This window comes from Leifsonia naganoensis, assembly GCF_013410615.1.
In the GTDB taxonomy this organism is placed as follows: Bacteria; Actinomycetota; Actinomycetes; order Actinomycetales; family Microbacteriaceae; genus Leifsonia; species Leifsonia aquatica.
Genome location: NZ_JACCHJ010000001.1, coordinates 3994216 through 4009750, shown reverse-complemented (window position 1 = coordinate 4009750; position 15535 = coordinate 3994216). Strand labels below are relative to the sequence as shown.

Sequence of the window (15535 nt, the reverse complement as noted above, 5' to 3'; positions counted from 1 at the left end):
CACCGCACCGGAGGCACGACCGTGACCGCATCCCCGCACGCCCTCGAGATCCTGCAGATCGCGGCGACCGCCGCCGACTCCAAGGGCGGTGAGGACCTCGTCGCCCTCGACGTCTCGGGTCCGCTGCCCCTGACCGACGCCTTCCTGCTCGTGAGCGGGCGGGTCGAGCGCAACGTCATGGCCATCGCCGGCGAGGTGGAGGACCAGCTCAACGACGCGGGCGTGCGCACGCTGCGCCGCGAGGGCCGTTCCGAGGGGCGCTGGGTGCTGCTCGACTTCGGCGACCTGGTCGTGCACGTGTTCCACGAGGAGGACCGCATGTACTACTCGCTCGAGCGCCTCTGGAAGGACTGCCCCGTCCTCCCCATCGAACTGCCGGTGCACGACGCCGCTCAGTAGTCCGTCGCCGCCGCCACGGCGGTTTCCCGGTTACGCATGAGAGTTCTCTCATGTTCGCCCTGTTGACTGTGGCCATGAAGTGTCCCACCGACAACGCGACCCTGGTCATGAGCGAGCGCAACGGCATCGAGATCGACTACTGCCCGGAGTGCCGCGGCGTCTGGCTCGACCGCGGCGAACTCGACAAGATCATCGACCGCGCGGGAGCGGTGGCGCCCGCCGCTGCACACGCCGCGCCGGCTCCGCAGTACCAGGAGCCCGCATACCCGCAGCAGGGCTATCAGCAGCCCGGCTACGCCCCGCAGGGCCAGCGGCCGTACAAGAAGAAGCGCGAGAACTGGCTCAGCGAGCTCTTCGACTGACACGTCGCCGCACGACGCGCCCGGGGGAGTATCAGGATTTTTTCCTGGGCGCGTCCGTGTAGTACGCTGGATGAGTTGTCGCGGGGAACTGGGGCAGTGAATTTCAACTGAACATGGGTCTGTGGCGCAGCTGGTAGCGCACCTGCATGGCATGCAGGGGGTCAGGGGTTCGAGTCCCCTCAGATCCACCCACGAAGCCCGGCTCCCGCGTGAGAACGCAGGAGCCGGGCTTTTTTGTGCGTGCAGTGTCAGCGTGCGTGCAGTGTCAGCGTGCGGGCGGCGGCGGAACGTCGGAGGTGCCGTCGCGGCCGGTGTCGATGCGGGGCTCGGCGTGCCGGGCTGGACTCTCGTGGGTGTCATTGACCGGCGTCTCGACCGGGCGGGCGCCGTCCGCGCGAGCGGTGTCTGTGCGAGGCGCATCGGTGCGCTGGTCGCCGACGCGGTTACCGTCACGGTCGGTGCGGACGTCCGGGTCGAGCGCGTCGGCCTTCGCCAGCTTCTCGTCGATCGACGAGCGCGCCTCGGCGGCCTCCGTGGCGTGCGCCTCGGCCGAGCGGCGGCGCTGCTCGGCTTCGACCTCGGCCTGCTTGGCGTCCGCGGTCGCCTGCGCCGCCTTGGCCTCCCGCTCGCGAGCGGCCAAGTCGTCGTCGCGCGCATCGGCCCGCAGCTCCTGTGCGCGCTGGCGGTCGTGCTCCAGCTTGCGGCGACGCCCGGCAGTGAGGGCGACCACGACGATCGCGATGACGATCACCGCGATGACGACGATCAGAATGATCCATCCGGTTGTGTTCATGCCGGGCCACGGTACGCCTCCCACGCGGCGGGGGTAGTGCCAAGCGGGTGCCCACATTCGTGCCGAATGTTGTGAAAGCGGTGCCGTAAGTCGACATTCGTGCCGAAAGCGGCGCGCGCGTAGCGCCCCCAGCGGGCGAAAAGCGAGGGACGCGGTAACGGTGCGTAAGAACGGACACAGTCGGTAATCCGAGGGGGCGCGATGCGCGGGTTCCTGGGGGAATGGGCTCCACCACCTCCACCGCTTCCCCGTGAAAGGAGCCGACATGGGCAGGTACATCCTGCGCCGCCTCGCACAGGCGGCCCTGGTGCTCGCCGTCGCGTACGCGGCGAGCTACCTCGTGCTCTGGGCGCTGCCCGGCGACGCGCTCGCGAGCCTCACCGGCGGCCAGTCCAGTGATCTGACCGCCGACCAGGTGGCCGCGATCCGCTCCGAGTGGGGCCTCGACCAGCCGGTGCTCGTCCGCCTGCTGACGTCGGCCGCCCACGCGCTCACCGGCGACTTCGGGAGGTCGTTCGTCTCGGGCCGCTCGGTCTCCGCTCTCATCGCGGAGAGCCTCCCAGCGACGGCGCAGATCGCGGGCCTCGGCTTCCTCTTCGCCCTGCTGCTCGGCACCGGGATCGCCCTGGCGGCCACCCGCACCCGGGCGCGCTGGCTGCGTGGGCTGCTCCTCGGCCTGCCCCCGCTGGGTGTCGCGATCCCGTCGTTCTGGCTCGGGCTCCTGCTGATCCAGTTCTTCTCGTTCCAACTGGCCCTGTTCCCGGCGACCGGCAACGGGCCGGGCAGCGCCGTGCTCCCGGCCGTCACGCTCGCGATCCCGACCAGCGCTCTGATCGCGCAGCTGCTCGCCCAGGGCCTCGACCGCGAGCTCGCCCAACCGTACGCGGACACCGCGCGGGCAAAGGGAGCCTCCACGACCCGCGTGCAGCTCGGCCACGCCTTCCGCAACGCGGCGCTGCCGGCACTCACGATCGCGGGGCTGGTGGTCGGCAACCTGCTCGCCGGATCGGTGGTGACGGAGACGGTCTTCGGTCGCACGGGTCTCGGGCGCACGACCGCCGATGCCGTGGCGGCCCAGGACATCCCCGTCGTGCAGGGCGTCGTCGTCTTCGGCGCGCTGGTGTTCGTCGTCGTCAACCTGATCGTGGACCTGGTGTACCCGCTCCTCGACCCGCGGATCGTGACCGCCCGCGCCCGAGTCCGCATCCCGGCGGTGACCGCATGACCGAGACGCTCTCTCTCGACCGCGCGGCCGCCTCCGGCACTCCCACGGCCACCGACGCCGACTCCGCCGCGCGCTCGCGCCGAGCGGCCCGCGGCGCCTCCACCGTCCGCGACCTGCTCGGCCGCCCCGGCCTCGTCGTCTCGGCGGTCTGGATCCTGCTCCTGCTCGTCGCGGCCGTCGCGCCGACGCTTTTCACGCCGGTGGACCCGCTGGAGACGACTGGCCCCGTGCGCCAAGCACCGTCGCTCGCCCACCTGTTCGGGACCGACGCGATCGGCCGCGACCTGTTCTCACGCGTGGTGCACGGGGCCGGACTGTCGCTCGGCGCCGCCGCGATCGCGGTCGTCGTCGGGCTGCTCGCCGGCACGGTCATCGGGCTCGTCGCGGGATATCGCGGCGGGTGGGTGGACGCGGTGCTCATGCGCTTCACCGACGTGCTGCTCGCCATCCCGGGACTGCTGCTCTCACTCGCCTTCGTCGTCGCCCTCGGCTTCGGGACGGTCAACGTGGCGATCGCCGTCGGTGTCACCTCCGTCGCGTCCAACGCCCGCGTGCTCCGCTCGGAGGTGCTGCGCGTGCGATCGAGCGTGTACGTGGAGGCCGCGGTCGCCGGTGGCGCCGGGAAGCTGCGCGTGCTGCTGCGGCACGTGCTCCCGAACTCGATCTCGCCGCTGCTCGCACTGGTGGCGCTCGACTTCTCCAGCGCGATCCTCGCCATCTCGGCGCTCAGCTTCCTCGGCTACGGTGCCCAGCCGCCGACTCCGGAATGGGGAGCCCTGGTCGCGAACGGCCGCGACTTCCTCGCGACCGCGTGGTGGATGACGACCATCCCCGGCCTGGTGATCGCCCTCACGGTGCTCGCCGGCAACCGGATTTCGCGCGGGCTCTCGAACCTCGGCACTGCAGGAGGCGCACGATGACCGGCACGGAACTGCTGCGGGTCGACGATCTGCGCATCGGTTATCGCACTCGCGGAGGCGTCGTCGACGCGGTGCGGGGGATCGGTTTCCGCGTCGCCGCGGGGGAGCGCGTCGCGGTCGTCGGCGAGTCCGGCTCCGGCAAGTCGACGACGGCCGCGGCCATCGTGCGCCTGCTGGCCCCGAACGCGACCGTCGGCGGCAGCATCCACTTCGACGGAGAGGATCTCTCCGGCCTGCGCGGGGCGGCCTTCCGCTCACTGCTCGGCCGACGGATCGGCTACGTGCCGCAGGACCCGACCGTCTCCCTCAACCCGGTCAAGACGATCGGGCAGCAGGTGGCGGAGGTGCTGACGATCCACAAGCTGGCCGACCGGCGCACGGCACTGCTCGACGCGGTGGAGGCGCTGGAGCGCGCGGGCATCGACCGCCCTGAGCTGCGGGCCCGGCACTATCCGCACCAGCTCTCGGGAGGACAGCGGCAGCGCGTCCTGATCGCGATCGCCCTGGCCGCCCGCCCCGCTCTCGTGATCGCGGACGAGCCGACCAGCGCCCTCGACGTCACCGTGCAACGCCGCATCCTGGATCAGCTCGACGCGCTGACCGACGAGGTCGGCGCCTCGACCATGCTCATCACCCACGACCTCGGGATCGCCGCGGAACGCGCGGACCGCATCCTCGTGCTGTCGGACGGCGAGCTGGTCGAGGAGGGGACGCCCGACGCGGTGCTCGGCGACCCGCAGCACCCGTACACGCGGTCGCTCATCGCGGCGGCGCCGAGCCTCAACACGACCGGCGGGACGTTCCTCACCCGTGCTCGGGAGCGCCACGCGGTCGCGACGACCGACACGGCGCCCGCGCCCGAGGCTCTGCTGCGGGCGGACGGACTGGTCAAGGAGTTCGGCGGGCTGCGCGCGGTCGACGACGTCAGCGTGGCGATCGAGCGCGGCCGGACCCTCGCGCTCGTGGGGGAGTCCGGCTCGGGCAAGACCACGACCTCCCGCCTCATCCTGCGCCTCGAGCAGCCGACGGCGGGACGGATCGTGTTCGACGGCGAGGACGTCACCGCGCTCGCGGGCGGGCGGCTCCGGCAGCTCCGCCGGCGCATCCAGGTCGTCTACCAGAACCCGTACGCCTCCCTGAACCCGCGGCTGTCGATCGGTGACGTGATCGCCGAGCCGCTGCGATCGCTCCGGGTCGGCGACCGTCGCTCGCAGGCCGAGCGCGCGCGGGTGCTCCTGGATGAGGTCGGGCTTCCTGCGAACGCGTTCGACCGCCGTCCTGCCGAGCTCTCGGGAGGCCAGCGCCAGCGGGTGGCGATCGCTCGTGCCCTGGCGCTCCGCCCCGAGCTGATCGTGCTCGACGAGGCGGTCTCGGCGCTCGACGTGCGCGTGCAGGCCCAGATCCTGCAGCTGCTCGCCGAGCTGCAGGCCGAGCACGGCGTGGCCTACCTCTTCATCAGCCACGACCTCGCGGTCGTGCGCCAGATCTCCGACGAGGTGGCCGTGCTCCGCGCCGGCCGCGTCGTCGAGGCCGGACCGGTGAGCACCGTGTTCGGCGACCCGCAGCATCCGTACACGCGCGACCTGCTGGAGGCCATCCCCGGTCGCGACTCCCACTCCCGCATCCCCGAACCCCACCCCAGCATCAGGAGAACAGCATGAGAACACCCACCTTCCGCCGGCTCGCCGCCGGCATCGCGACCGCGGCCGCCGCCGGCCTGCTGCTGTCGGCCTGCGCCGGCACGTCCGCTCCCGGCGCCTCGTCGTCCGCGGCGGCCACGCCCGTCGACGGCGGCGCACTGACCTTCGCGCTCGGCAACGACCCGATCACGCTCAACCCGACCGCGACGGGCAGCGGCAACGACACCCTCTACGTCGAGCGCCAGCTGTTCGACTCGCTGACCGAGCAGGACCCGAAGACCGGCAAGATCGTGCCGTGGCTCGCCACGAAATGGGAAGCGAACGCCGACGCGACGCAGTTCACGTTCACCCTGCGGAAGGGTGTGACCTTCTCGGACGGAACGCCACTCACGGCGGCGGTGGTCAAGGCGAACTTCGACGACATCGTCGCCAACGCGACCAAGGCGCTGAACGCCATCACCGCCCTCCCGAACTACGCGGGCACCACGGTGGTGGACGACTCGACGTTCACGGTGAGTTTCTCGAAGCCCAACGGCGCGTTCCCGCAGGCCGCGTCGTCGGTCGCGCTCGGCCTCCTGTCGCCGAAATCGCTCGAGATCCCGTACGACGACCGCGCCACTGGGGCGGGCCTCAGCGGGACCGGGCCGTTCGTGCTGAAGAGCTACACGAAGAACACCTCGGTGGTGCTGACCAAGCGCGACGGCTACGCGTGGGCTCCCGAGGACTACACCAACCGCGGCGCCGCGCACCTCGACACGGTGACGTTCACCATCGTCCCGGAGGCCGGCGTGCGGACGGGCAGCCTCACCTCCAAGCAGGTCGACGCGATCGGCGGCGTGCTGCCGCAGGACATCGCGGGCCTGCAGGCGCAGAAGACCCCGCTGGTGGTCCGGGCCAACCCGGGTATCGCGTTCGGCCTCTCGACCTATATCAAGGAGGGGTCCGCCCTCGCGGACGTCTCGGTGCGCAAGGCGCTGCTGACCGCGCTCGACCGGAACCTCATCCAGCAGTCCGCGCTCACGCCGGAGTTCAAGGTCGCCACCAGTGTGCTCGCCGCCAACACCCCCGGCGCCGTCGACCTCAGCACGCAGCTCGGCTTCGATACGAAGGCCTCCGCGAAGCTGCTCGACGCGGCGGGCTGGAAGAAGGGCAGCGACGGCATCCGCGAGAAGGACGGCACGAAGCTCGACCTGAAGCTCGGCTACATCGCCAACTTCAACCCGAACCAGTCGATCATCGAGCTCATCCAGCAGCAGCTGAAGGCGATCGGCATCAAGGTCGAGGTCTGGACGGGCACCGTACCGCAGTACCTCGCGGAGGCGAGCGCCGGGCACTTCGACCTCGCCTACGGCAACCTCTCGCGGGCCGACGGGGATGTGCTCCGCACGCAGTTCTCGTCGGCACTGCCCAGCAACGCGGCCAAGGGGTACACGGACCAGGAGCTGCAGCAGGACCTCACCGATCAGCTCGCGACGGCCGACCAGACGAAGCGCGCCGAGATCGCCCAGAAGGCCAACGCGCGCATCGTCGACCTGGCCTACTACATCCCGGTGGTCGAGCTGACGACGGTGCTGGGGACCGCCCAGAACGTGCACGGCATCGTGCTCGGGGCGGACTCGCGCCTCGGCTCGCTGGTCGACGCGTACACGACGAAATAGCAGGAGGAGACCCTCGTGAAGTTCATCGGACTGGATCTGATCGCCAACCCGCCGCGCCACCCGGGCGAGGAGCCGCCGCTCGCGGCGGAGCGCTTCGGCGAGGTCGTCGACAACGCCGTGCTCTTCGAGCAGCTCGGCTTCGACGGGTTCGCCGTGGGGGAGCGGCACCACGCGCCGTTCCTGTCGAGCTCGCCCACTGTGCTGCTCGGCTACCTGGCGGCGGCGACGAGCCGGATCCGGCTCTTCACGGGGGTCACCCTGCTCTCGGTGCTCGACCCCGTGCGGGTCGCCGAGGACTACGCGACGCTCGACCACCTCTCCGGCGGCCGCCTGGAGCTGATCATCGGCAAGGGCAACGGGCCCGAGCAGGCCGAGCTGTTCGGCATCGGGCGCACGCAGGCGTGGGAGACGCTGCGCGAGAACTACCTGCTGCTGCGACGGCTGTGGTCGTCGCGGTCCGTGACCTGGGAGCCGACGGCCGGCGTTCCCAGCATCCGCACCTCACGCCTGGTGGAGGCGGACGTGCAGCCGCGCCCGCTGCAGGAGCGCATCCGCATCTGGCACGGCTCCGCGACGTCGGAGGCGTCCGTCGAGCTCGCCGCCCGCCACGGCGACCCGATCTTCTCGGCGAACGCCATGAACCCGATCGAGCAGTACGCCGCCCTGGTTCGGCACTACCGTGCCGTGTGGGCGGAGACCGGCCGCGACCCCTCGCAGGCGACGGTGGGCGCCGGGCACGCCCTCTTCGTGGCGCGGACGTCCCAGGAGGCGAAGGCCGCTTACCGGCCGGTGTACGAGGAGTTCGTCGCCGCGGTCGCCAAGGCCGACCACTCCCTCCCGGGCACGCGCACCGACTACGCCGACTACGACGACTACCTCGCGCGCTCGTCCGCGCTCGTCGGCAGCCCGCAGGAGGTGATCGACAAGGTCGGCCGCTACCACGACGCGTTCGGCAACAGCGTGATCTCGGTCGGCGGCCATCCCGGCCACCTCGGCCGCACACAGTGGGTCGACTCCCTCGAGCTCTTCCAGGCGGAGGTCGCACCGACGCTCCGCGAACGCATCGGCGACCCGGCCTGGCCGGCCGCCACGACCCCGAAAGGCCGCGCATGGCAGCCCTCCGCAGCATCTCGTTCCTGACGCCCGGCAACTACGACGACGACGATCCGGCCGGCGGCCTGGAGCAGACGCTCCGGCTGATCGCGTTCGGAGAGCGGGCCGGATATGACGGCGCGTGGGTGCGTCAGCGCCACCTGGAGCACGGCATCTCGTCGGCGGCCGTCGTGCTGGGCGCGGCGTCGCAGCGCACGAGGACGATCGAGCTCGGCACGGCGGTCATCCCGATCGGCTACGAGAGCCCGTGGCGGCTCGGCGAGGACCTCGCGACGGCGGACGTGCTCTCCGGCGGCCGCCTGGCGGTCGGGCTGAGCGCCGGGACGCCGCCGCACGCGGAGCTGCTGGGCGCGCACGTGTTCGACGGAGACTGGACGTCGTACGACCTCGGGCACGGCCGCATCGAGCGCCTGAGGCACCACCTGTCGGGCGCCTATCTCGGCGACGAGGGGACCGTGATCCACTCGCCCGGGAACGTGCAGCGGCCGCGCCTGCAGCCGTACAGCCCCGGGCTGGACAGCCGGCTCTGGTACGGCGGCGGGAGCTCCCGCTCGATCCGCTGGGCGGCCGGGCACGGCCTCCACCTGCTCACGGGGAACGTCATCTCGGGCGAGGGGACGGACGACTTCGTCACGGCCCAGGTGAACCTGATCCGCCTGCACCGCTCGCTCACCACACGGCCGGACGACCTGCGGGTCGCCTTGGGCCGGGTGATCCTTCCCACCGACAGCGCGGACCGTGCCTCCGCCGAGCGCTACCGGGAGTACAAGCGCGAGCGGGATGCCCGCGTCGGCGTCGCGCACGGCGACCGGCGGACGCTCTTCGCGCCGGACATCGTCGGCACGACGGACGAGATCGTGGAGACGCTCCTCGCCGACGCCGCCGTAGCCGAGGTCGACGAGCTGCGGCTGGAGCTGCCCTACGAATTCGCCGAGGCGGACTACGAGCAGGTCCTGCACGACGTGCTGACCGTCGTCGCGCCCGCACTGGGTCGTCGCGCGGCGGAGCCTCAGCCGACCGCCGCGTAGAGCGACGCGAGCTCGCGCCCGAGGAACCGGGCGATCTGCCGCGGCCCCGACGACGGGGCCGCGGCCTCGACCTCGGCGTTGTAGTTGGTGTTGGTGTTGACGTCGTAGGTGACGGCGCGGCCGTCGACGGTCTCGATGAACTCGATGCCGGCGATCTCGATGCCGGCGCGGCGGGTGAAGGCGCGGTACTGCTCGACGAGGGGATGGTCGAACCCCTCGCGTAGGCGGAATAGCTGCTGCGGCAGCTCGGCGCCGGTCACCGGGTCGATCACGCAGGCGTCCGCCGGGCAGAGCTGGAAGCCGCCGAGCTCGGTGTCGGCGCGCACGGCGTAGACCAGCTCGCCGTCGACCAGTTCGACCCGCGTGATGGCCGGCTCGGCCGCCACCAGCAGCTCCTGCAGCAGCACGATCCCGTCGACCGGAGTCTCGAACAGTCCGGCGTCGATCGTCGCGGCCAGCTCGTCGGCCGAGTCGAACCGCTGCACGCCGAGACCCTTGCCGCCCTGGTTGTGCTTGGTGAGGAAGGGCGTCGGGAAGGCGCGCGCCGCCTCCACCAGCCGATCGACGCCGATGGCGGCGACGGTGCGCGGGGTGTCGATGCCGGCGGCCCGCAGCGCGGTGAGCTGGTCGACCTTGCTGACCTCGAGCTCCAGCACCCGGCGCCCGTTCACCGTGCGGCGGCCGTGGGACTCCAGCCAGGAGAGCACGCTGCGGGCGTAGTCCTTCGAGAGGCCGTGCCCGCGCGTGTGCGACGACGCGCTGATCCGCGACCAGAACACGCCCTCCGGCGGAACGGCGTCGAGGTCGAGCGTGCCGTCGACCAGCAGCCACTCGACCAGGGGAACGCCCTCCTCCTCGAACGCCCGGCGGAACGGCTCGAACCAGTCGGGGTTCTCGTGGAGGGCGTACACGGCCGGGGTGGAGTGGGTGCTGGTCATGAGAAGTACCTTTCGACGTCGAGCGGTCCGCCCGCGGCGGCGAAGTCCTCCGCGACCGCAGCGCGGAGGGCGGGGTCGGTGAGGAAGTCGAGTGCGGTGAGGGCGAGACCGTGCGCGGCATCCACCGCGGCCCGGTCGCCCGCCTCCCCACCAGCGTAGGCGGCGAATTCCGCGGTGTGCAGCGCGACCTCCGGCGGCGCGACGGCGATGACCGGGTGGATGCCCGGGAGGCGGACGCTCACATTGCCGAAGTCGGTCGAGGCCGCGAGCTCCGACGGCACCACCTCCCGCGTCAGCACCCGGCGGCCGCGCTGCTCCTGGTTGACCGCCCAGCGCTCGTTCAATGGCCGGTTGAATCGGCTCGGGAGGGTGAAGGGCAGCGGGTCCCAGTCGAGCTCGACTCCCGTGCCGGTGGCGATGGCGATGCCCTCGGAGATCTCGGTGAGCCGGTCGCTCAGCTCCCGCAGGGTCGCCGCCTCGGGCGAGCGGAGGTAGTACTCGAGGGAGGCGTGCGCCGGCACCACGCTCGGCCGGTCGCCGCCCGAGAGCACGCCGTGCACCCGGTCGCCGGGCGGCAGGTGCTGTCGCAGCTGCGCGACCGCCTGATAGTGGAGCGTCGCCGCGTCGAGGGCGTTCCGCCCCATGAAGGGAGCGGCGGAGGCGTGCGCGGGCACTCCGAGGTAGCGGACCCGCAGGATGCGGCGGCCGATGAAGGGATGGTCGGCGGCGTCGTAGCCGAACGGGTGAGCCATGATCGCCCCATCGAGGCCGTCGAACGCGCCCTCGCGCGCCATCAGCTCCTTGCCGCTGCTGCCCTCCTCGGCAGGTGTGCCGAGGAGGACGACCCGGCCGTCGAGGCGATCGGCGACGGCGGCGACGCCGAGGAAGGCGCCGACCGCGGCCGCGGCGATGATGTTGTGGCCGCAGCCGTGCCCGATCCCGGGCAGCGCGTCGTACTCGGCGAGCACCGCGATGACCGGGCCTCCCGACGCGCGACCGGCCGAGGCGAGCACGGTCGTGGGAAGCCCGAACCGGCCGACCTCCGCCTCGTGTCCGTCGCGACGGACCTCCTCGGCGACCGCGGCAGCGGATCGGTGCTCGGCGAACGCCTCCTCCGGATCGGCGAAGATGCGGCGCGAGAGCGCGACGATCCGCTCCTCGCGCGCCGTGACGGCGTCGGCGACGGCGGTGCGCAGCGCGTCGGGCGCGCCCGGGTACGGCGAGGTGAGGGGAGCGGCGACACGTGCCCGCTCTTCGGTGCGGTCCCGCAGGGCGTCGAGGTAGCGGGTGCTGGGTGTGGTCGGGCGGCGCAGGTCGCGCGCGGTCGTCACGCCGCGGGCTCCAGGAGGGCGCGGAGGCGGCCCAGGCGCAGGTCGAGGTCGCGCTGCGCGGCGGGTGCGGCCTCCGCGCGGAGGTCCCAGTGGATGGCGGAGAGGTGCGTCGAGCCCTCCTCCGGAGCGAGCGTCAGCTCCAGCCGCGATCCCGGCGCGAACGCGGGAGGTGCGTCCGCCGGGGCCGGTTGCGCCGGATCCCAGGCGATCAGCAGCCGACGGGCGGGGACGACCTCCAGCACATGCCCGGTGGTCGTCACCCCCGCCTCGGTCGCGGCGACCCGTCCGCCGGCCCGGGACTCGAGCCGCACGCTGTCGCCCAGCCACCTGCTCAGCCGGGCCGGGTCGGTGAGCGCGGTGAACACCGCCGCGGGGGTGCGGTGGACGTCGATCGCCGACCGCACCTCAGCCACGGCGCACCCACTCCCGGGCGATCGCCCCGTGGCTGGCGGCACGCGCGTCGGGGTCGTGCGTGATGGTCGTCAGCACGAGTTCGTCGGCGCCGGTCGCGTCGCGCAGCGTCTCGAGCCGGTCGGCGACCTCGACCGCCGTTCCGACGAAGCGGGTGCGGACGCGGTCGTCCACGAGCCGGCGGTCCTCGTCGGTCCAAGGGAGGCGGGCGGCCTCGGCGGGCGACGGGTACGGGATCGCCCCGGCACCCGTGCGGATGCTCCGCACCCAGGCGCCGTATCCCGTTGCGAGCTCGTGCGCGCGGTCGGACGTGCCAGCGGCGACCACATCGGCGGAGACGACGACGTGCGGCTGCGCGAGCCGATCCGACGGCACGAAGCTGCTCCGGTACTCCTCGACCGAGATCAGGACGCCGCTTGGGGCGCTGTGGTAGTTCGCGGCGAAGGGGAGCCCCAGCCGGCCGGCGAGACGCGCGGTGAGCGTCCCGCTGCCGAACAGCCGGAGTTCGGGGCCGGAGCCGTCCACGCCCAGCGCCACCCGCTCGTCCCCGTCGCCGACGCCGCCTCCCAGGAGGGCGAGGATGGTCTCGACCTGGTCGGCGAACGCCGGTCCGCCCTCGCCTCGAGTCAGCAGGGCGCCGAGTGTGCGGAATTTGGGGGCGGCGAAGACACGCTCGAAGCGGAAGGGCTCGGGGATGAGGAGCCCGCCGGTGACGGTCTCCGGAGCGGTCTCGGGCGCACTCGGGCCGCCGGTCGCGAGTCCGGAGCGGCCGATCCCGAGGTCGATCCGGCCGGGCAGCGCCGCATCGAGAAGCGCGAACTCCTCGGCGATCGTCGCCTCGGAGCTCTGCGGCCCGAGCTGGATGGCGCCGGAGCCGAGCCGGATGCGCTCGGAGACGCCTCCCGCCAGCGCGATGAGCGCCGCCGGTGAGGAGCCGATCACGCCGGGGTTGAAGTGGTGTTCGGCGAACCAGTAGCGCGCGTACCCGGCGGCTTCTGCGCGGCGGACGAGTTCGAGCGTGGCTGTCACAGCGTCGCTCGGGCTGGAGCCGCTCGAGACCGGGACGAGGTCGAGGATGCCCAGCGGGATCGCGGTCACGATGCCACCTCCACCCGCGGGGCCGCACCCGTGCGTTCGTCGGGATCGCTCAGGCCCAGGGTCCCGCGCAGCGTCGGGTGCTCGTACTCGGTGCGCAGCACGCCGCGCTCCTGCAGGAGCGGGACGACGCGGTCGACGAACTCATCGATCCCGTGCGGGACCACCGATCCCGAGAGCACGTACCCGTCGGCCGCTCCGGTCTGGGCGGCGTCGTCGAGCTGGGCGGCGATCGAGTCGGGCGTGCCGATGAACTCGTGCCTGGTCGTCTGGCTGACGACGAGCTCCCGGATGCTCCAGCCGTGCTCCTGGGCGAGCGCGTGCCATTCGCGCGCGGCGGCCAGCGGGTCGTCGACGCGACGGGCCTGGCCCTGCGTGAGCTGCTCGCCCGCGGCGGCGGGTGGCGCGGGCACCGGCCCCTCGGGGTCATGCGCGGAGAGGTCTTCGCCCCACACCTGCTCCAGCAGGTGGATCGCCGTCTGCGGGGTCACCTGCTGGAAGGAGATCTCTCGCGCGCGTTCGACCGCCTCCGCCTCCGTGTCGCCGAGCACCACGCTCACGGCGGGGATCACCAGGAGGCTGTCCGGGTCGCGCCTGGCCGCCAGTGCCCGCGAGCGGACGTCGGAGCGGAAGGCCCGCCCGGCCGCCGGCTCGCCGTGGCGGCTGAAGATCACGTCGGCCGTGCGCACCGCGAAGTCGCGGCCGGCGGGGGAGTCTCCCGCCTGCACGAGCACCGGGCGCCCCTGCGGTCCGGGCTCGACGGGGAACCAGCCGTGCGTGTCGAAGAACTCGCCCGCGAACCGGTAGGGCTCGGGACCGTCGGCGGACCAGCTGTCCCACAGCAGGCGCGAGAGCTCGACGAACTCCTCCGCGCGACGGTAGCGGTCCTCGTAGGCGAGGTAGCCGCCGCGGCGGAAGTTCGCACCTGTGAAGGCGTCGGACGACGTGACGACGTTCCAGCCGGCCCGGCCGCCGGAGAGGTGGTCGAGCGAGGCGAGCTTGCGGGCCAGGTCGTACGGCTCGTTGTAGGTCGCGCTGGCCGTGCCGACCAGTCCGATGTGCTCGGTGACGGCGGCGACCGCCGCCAGCACCGAGAGGTTGTCCGGGCGTCCCGCCACGTCCAGCTCGTGGATGCGGCCCTTGTGCTCGCGCACCCGCAGCCCCTCGGCGAGGAAGAAGTAGTCGAAGAAGCCGCGCTCGGCGGTGCGGGCGACGTGCTCGAACGTGCTGAAGTCGATCTGGCTGCCGGCGCCGGGCGCGCCCCACACGGTCCAGTGGTTGACGCCGGGAACTCCGGCCGCCAGCCGGAGCCGGCGCTTGTTCTGTGCTGTCATGGCTCTCCTCGGGTCACGCGGCGTAGCGGTTGCGGGGGCGGGCGAGACCCAGCCGGTCGCGGAGGGTCCCCTCGCGCGGCTGGTCGGGCAGCAGTCCGCGGCGGCGGAGCTCCGGGACCAGCAGCTCCCCGATCGCGGGGAGGTCACGGTGGACCGAGGCGGGCCGCAGACGGACGCCCTCGATCCCGGCTCCGGCGAGATCGCCGATCAGATCGGCGAGCGACTCGGGATCCGTGGCGTGGATCGCCGTGTCGCTCTCGAAGGTCTCGCCGTCGAGGGCGTCCCATTCGGCGAGGCGGCGGCGAGCATCCCGCGCGTTCGGTTCGAGCACGACCACCAGGTCGGCCAGGATGCGCAAGGGCTCCGGCTCGAACCGCTCCGTCTTCTCGAGCGCGCGCACCTCCCGCACGATGCGTGCCGCGTCCGCGGCGTCCGCCGGGGTGACGTAGACCACGTCTGCCGAACGCGCGGCGAGTCGGTACGGGATGTCGGCGTGCGCGAGCACGGTGACCAGCGGCTGACCCTGCGGCGGACGCGGGGTGATCGACGGGCCGGCGATGCGGAACGCCGAGCCCTCGAAATCGACATGGTGCAGCTTGTTCCGGTCGAGGTAGCGTCCCGTCGTCACATCCCGGATGACGGCGTCGTCCTCCCAGCTGTCCCAGAGTCGGCGCACGACGGCGACGAACTCGGCGCCCTCGTCGAACAGCCGGGCAAGCTGCTCGGGACCGTCCGGGTCGGTGAGGAGGGCCGGACCCAGCTCGGGCAGCGCGCGGCGCCCGATGTTGGCGGTCTCGCCCGGTCGGCCGAGCTGCACCTTCCAGCCGGCGCGACCCTCGCTGGTGTAGTCGAGGGTCGCGAGCTGGGTGGAGGCGTGGAACGGCTCCGATTCCAACACACTCGTGGTCGGCACCAGGCCGATGCGATCGGTGCGCCGCGCGACGAAGTTCGCGAGCTGCACGGCGTCGAGCCGGCCGCGGATGCGGTCCGCCCGTGTCGGCGTCGCGACGCTCAGCGCGTCCTCGAAGGTGAGGAAGTCGGCGCCGGCGTCCTCGGCGCTGCGCGCCTGGTCCACCCAGTACGACGGCCGGAACACGCTGGACGCGGGGATGCCCGCGTCCCGCCATGCGGCCGGGTGCCATCCCGCTCCCTCGAGCGCGACGGCGAGGATCAGCTGGTCGCTCATGTCTGGAACCACCCTCCTGTTCGACGGTTGCCAGGCAGGTTCGCAGAGGGCGCGCGCCGCGGTCGAGACGCCCCGTCACGCGGCGTCACGACCGTCACCGCG

15 protein-coding genes and 1 tRNA gene are annotated in these 15535 nt (G+C 72.5%); 9 read left to right on the top strand and 7 right to left on the bottom strand.

The features are described from left to right. The first annotated feature begins 21 nt into the window (after window positions 1–21). From rsfS to HNR14_RS19235, 3 genes are all read left to right on the top strand, one after another. The gene (gene rsfS, locus HNR14_RS19245) at window positions 22–399 is read left to right on the top strand and encodes a ribosome silencing factor (RefSeq protein WP_021763950.1); all 378 of its coding nucleotides are present in this window, start codon (window positions 22–24) and stop codon (window positions 397–399) included. 74 nt (window positions 400–473) lie between these two features. Continuing rightward, the gene (locus HNR14_RS19240; RefSeq protein WP_179702260.1) at window positions 474–761 is read left to right on the top strand and encodes a TFIIB-type zinc ribbon-containing protein; all 288 of its coding nucleotides are present in this window, start codon (window positions 474–476) and stop codon (window positions 759–761) included. Window positions 762–876: 115 nt separating this feature from the next. Then, window positions 877–949: transfer RNA gene (locus HNR14_RS19235), tRNA-Ala, on the top strand. Between the two features lie 77 nt (window positions 950–1026). Here HNR14_RS19235 and HNR14_RS19230 read toward each other — a convergent pair. Next, window positions 1027–1554: a hypothetical protein gene (locus HNR14_RS19230; RefSeq protein ID WP_179702259.1), complete on the bottom strand. Its 528-nt coding sequence runs from the start codon at window positions 1552–1554 to the stop codon at window positions 1027–1029. A gap of 265 nt (window positions 1555–1819) precedes the next feature. On the opposite strand from HNR14_RS19230, the gene HNR14_RS19225 reads away from it, so the two are divergent. Genes HNR14_RS19225 through HNR14_RS19200 form a run of 6 tightly spaced genes read left to right on the top strand, consistent with a single transcriptional unit; the run spans window position 1820 to window position 9138 of the window. Then, window positions 1820–2779 (top strand): ABC transporter permease, encoded by a 960-nt coding sequence (locus tag HNR14_RS19225; RefSeq protein WP_179702258.1) that lies wholly within the window; start codon window positions 1820–1822, stop codon window positions 2777–2779. Beyond that, on the top strand, window positions 2776–3699 hold the full coding sequence (locus HNR14_RS19220; protein WP_179702257.1) for an ABC transporter permease: 924 nt from the start codon (window positions 2776–2778) through the stop codon (window positions 3697–3699). Before HNR14_RS19225 ends, HNR14_RS19220 begins: the two co-directional genes overlap by 4 nt. Further along, window positions 3696–5360, top strand: a complete 1665-nt coding sequence (locus HNR14_RS19215) for a dipeptide ABC transporter ATP-binding protein (RefSeq protein ID WP_179702256.1) — start codon at window positions 3696–3698, stop codon at window positions 5358–5360. Before HNR14_RS19220 ends, HNR14_RS19215 begins: the two co-directional genes overlap by 4 nt. Beyond that, window positions 5357–6997, top strand: coding sequence for an ABC transporter substrate-binding protein (locus tag HNR14_RS19210; protein WP_179702255.1), 1641 nt, complete (start codon window positions 5357–5359; stop codon window positions 6995–6997). Before HNR14_RS19215 ends, HNR14_RS19210 begins: the two co-directional genes overlap by 4 nt. 15 nt (window positions 6998–7012) lie before the next feature. Further along, window positions 7013–8137 (top strand): LLM class flavin-dependent oxidoreductase, encoded by a 1125-nt coding sequence (locus tag HNR14_RS19205; protein ID WP_179702254.1) that lies wholly within the window; start codon window positions 7013–7015, stop codon window positions 8135–8137. Then, window positions 8107–9138: an LLM class flavin-dependent oxidoreductase gene (locus tag HNR14_RS19200; protein ID WP_179702253.1), complete on the top strand. Its 1032-nt coding sequence runs from the start codon at window positions 8107–8109 to the stop codon at window positions 9136–9138. Before HNR14_RS19205 ends, HNR14_RS19200 begins: the two co-directional genes overlap by 31 nt. On the opposite strand, the gene HNR14_RS19195 is transcribed toward HNR14_RS19200, so the two are convergent. The 6 genes from HNR14_RS19195 to HNR14_RS19170 are packed head-to-tail and all read right to left on the bottom strand — an operon-like array spanning window position 9120 to window position 15433. Further along, window positions 9120–10076: an ATP-grasp domain-containing protein gene (locus HNR14_RS19195; RefSeq protein WP_179702252.1), complete on the bottom strand. Its 957-nt coding sequence runs from the start codon at window positions 10074–10076 to the stop codon at window positions 9120–9122. The genes HNR14_RS19200 and HNR14_RS19195 overlap by 19 nt on opposite strands. Continuing rightward, window positions 10073–11407, bottom strand: coding sequence for a M20 family metallopeptidase (locus HNR14_RS19190; protein WP_343064541.1), 1335 nt, complete (start codon window positions 11405–11407; stop codon window positions 10073–10075). The genes HNR14_RS19195 and HNR14_RS19190 overlap by 4 nt, the downstream gene beginning before the upstream one ends. Then, window positions 11404–11820, bottom strand: a complete 417-nt coding sequence (locus HNR14_RS19185) for an SRPBCC domain-containing protein (protein ID WP_179702251.1) — start codon at window positions 11818–11820, stop codon at window positions 11404–11406. The genes HNR14_RS19190 and HNR14_RS19185 overlap by 4 nt, the downstream gene beginning before the upstream one ends. Further along, the gene (locus HNR14_RS19180) at window positions 11813–12916 is read right to left on the bottom strand and encodes an LLM class flavin-dependent oxidoreductase (protein ID WP_179702250.1); all 1104 of its coding nucleotides are present in this window, start codon (window positions 12914–12916) and stop codon (window positions 11813–11815) included. Before HNR14_RS19180 ends, HNR14_RS19185 begins: the two co-directional genes overlap by 8 nt. Next, complete coding sequence (locus HNR14_RS19175) at window positions 12913–14247, bottom strand: NtaA/DmoA family FMN-dependent monooxygenase (protein ID WP_179702249.1); 1335 nt, start codon at window positions 14245–14247, stop codon at window positions 12913–12915. The genes HNR14_RS19180 and HNR14_RS19175 overlap by 4 nt, the downstream gene beginning before the upstream one ends. 13 nt (window positions 14248–14260) lie before the next feature. Further along, window positions 14261–15433 (bottom strand): LLM class flavin-dependent oxidoreductase, encoded by a 1173-nt coding sequence (locus HNR14_RS19170; RefSeq protein ID WP_179702248.1) that lies wholly within the window; start codon window positions 15431–15433, stop codon window positions 14261–14263. Between the last annotated feature and the right edge of the window lie 102 nt (window positions 15434–15535).

Excerpts from the sequence above, each read along its gene's own strand:
- HNR14_RS19240 (WP_179702260.1), top strand. The coding sequence starts at position 474 with ATGAAGTGTCCCACCGACAACGCGACCCTGGTCATGAGCGAGCGCAAC.
- HNR14_RS19230 (WP_179702259.1), bottom strand. The coding sequence starts at position 1,554 with ATGAACACAACCGGATGGATCATTCTGATCGTCGTCATCGCGGTGATC.
- HNR14_RS19225 (WP_179702258.1), top strand. The coding sequence starts at position 1,820 with ATGGGCAGGTACATCCTGCGCCGCCTCGCACAGGCGGCCCTGGTGCTC.
- HNR14_RS19220 (WP_179702257.1), top strand. The coding sequence starts at position 2,776 with ATGACCGAGACGCTCTCTCTCGACCGCGCGGCCGCCTCCGGCACTCCC.
- HNR14_RS19215 (WP_179702256.1), top strand. The coding sequence starts at position 3,696 with ATGACCGGCACGGAACTGCTGCGGGTCGACGATCTGCGCATCGGTTAT.
- HNR14_RS19210 (WP_179702255.1), top strand. The coding sequence starts at position 5,357 with ATGAGAACACCCACCTTCCGCCGGCTCGCCGCCGGCATCGCGACCGCG.
- HNR14_RS19200 (WP_179702253.1), top strand. The coding sequence starts at position 8,107 with ATGGCAGCCCTCCGCAGCATCTCGTTCCTGACGCCCGGCAACTACGAC.
- HNR14_RS19195 (WP_179702252.1), bottom strand. The coding sequence starts at position 10,076 with ATGACCAGCACCCACTCCACCCCGGCCGTGTACGCCCTCCACGAGAAC.
- HNR14_RS19175 (WP_179702249.1), bottom strand. The coding sequence starts at position 14,247 with ATGACAGCACAGAACAAGCGCCGGCTCCGGCTGGCGGCCGGAGTTCCC.
- HNR14_RS19170 (WP_179702248.1), bottom strand. The coding sequence starts at position 15,433 with ATGAGCGACCAGCTGATCCTCGCCGTCGCGCTCGAGGGAGCGGGATGG.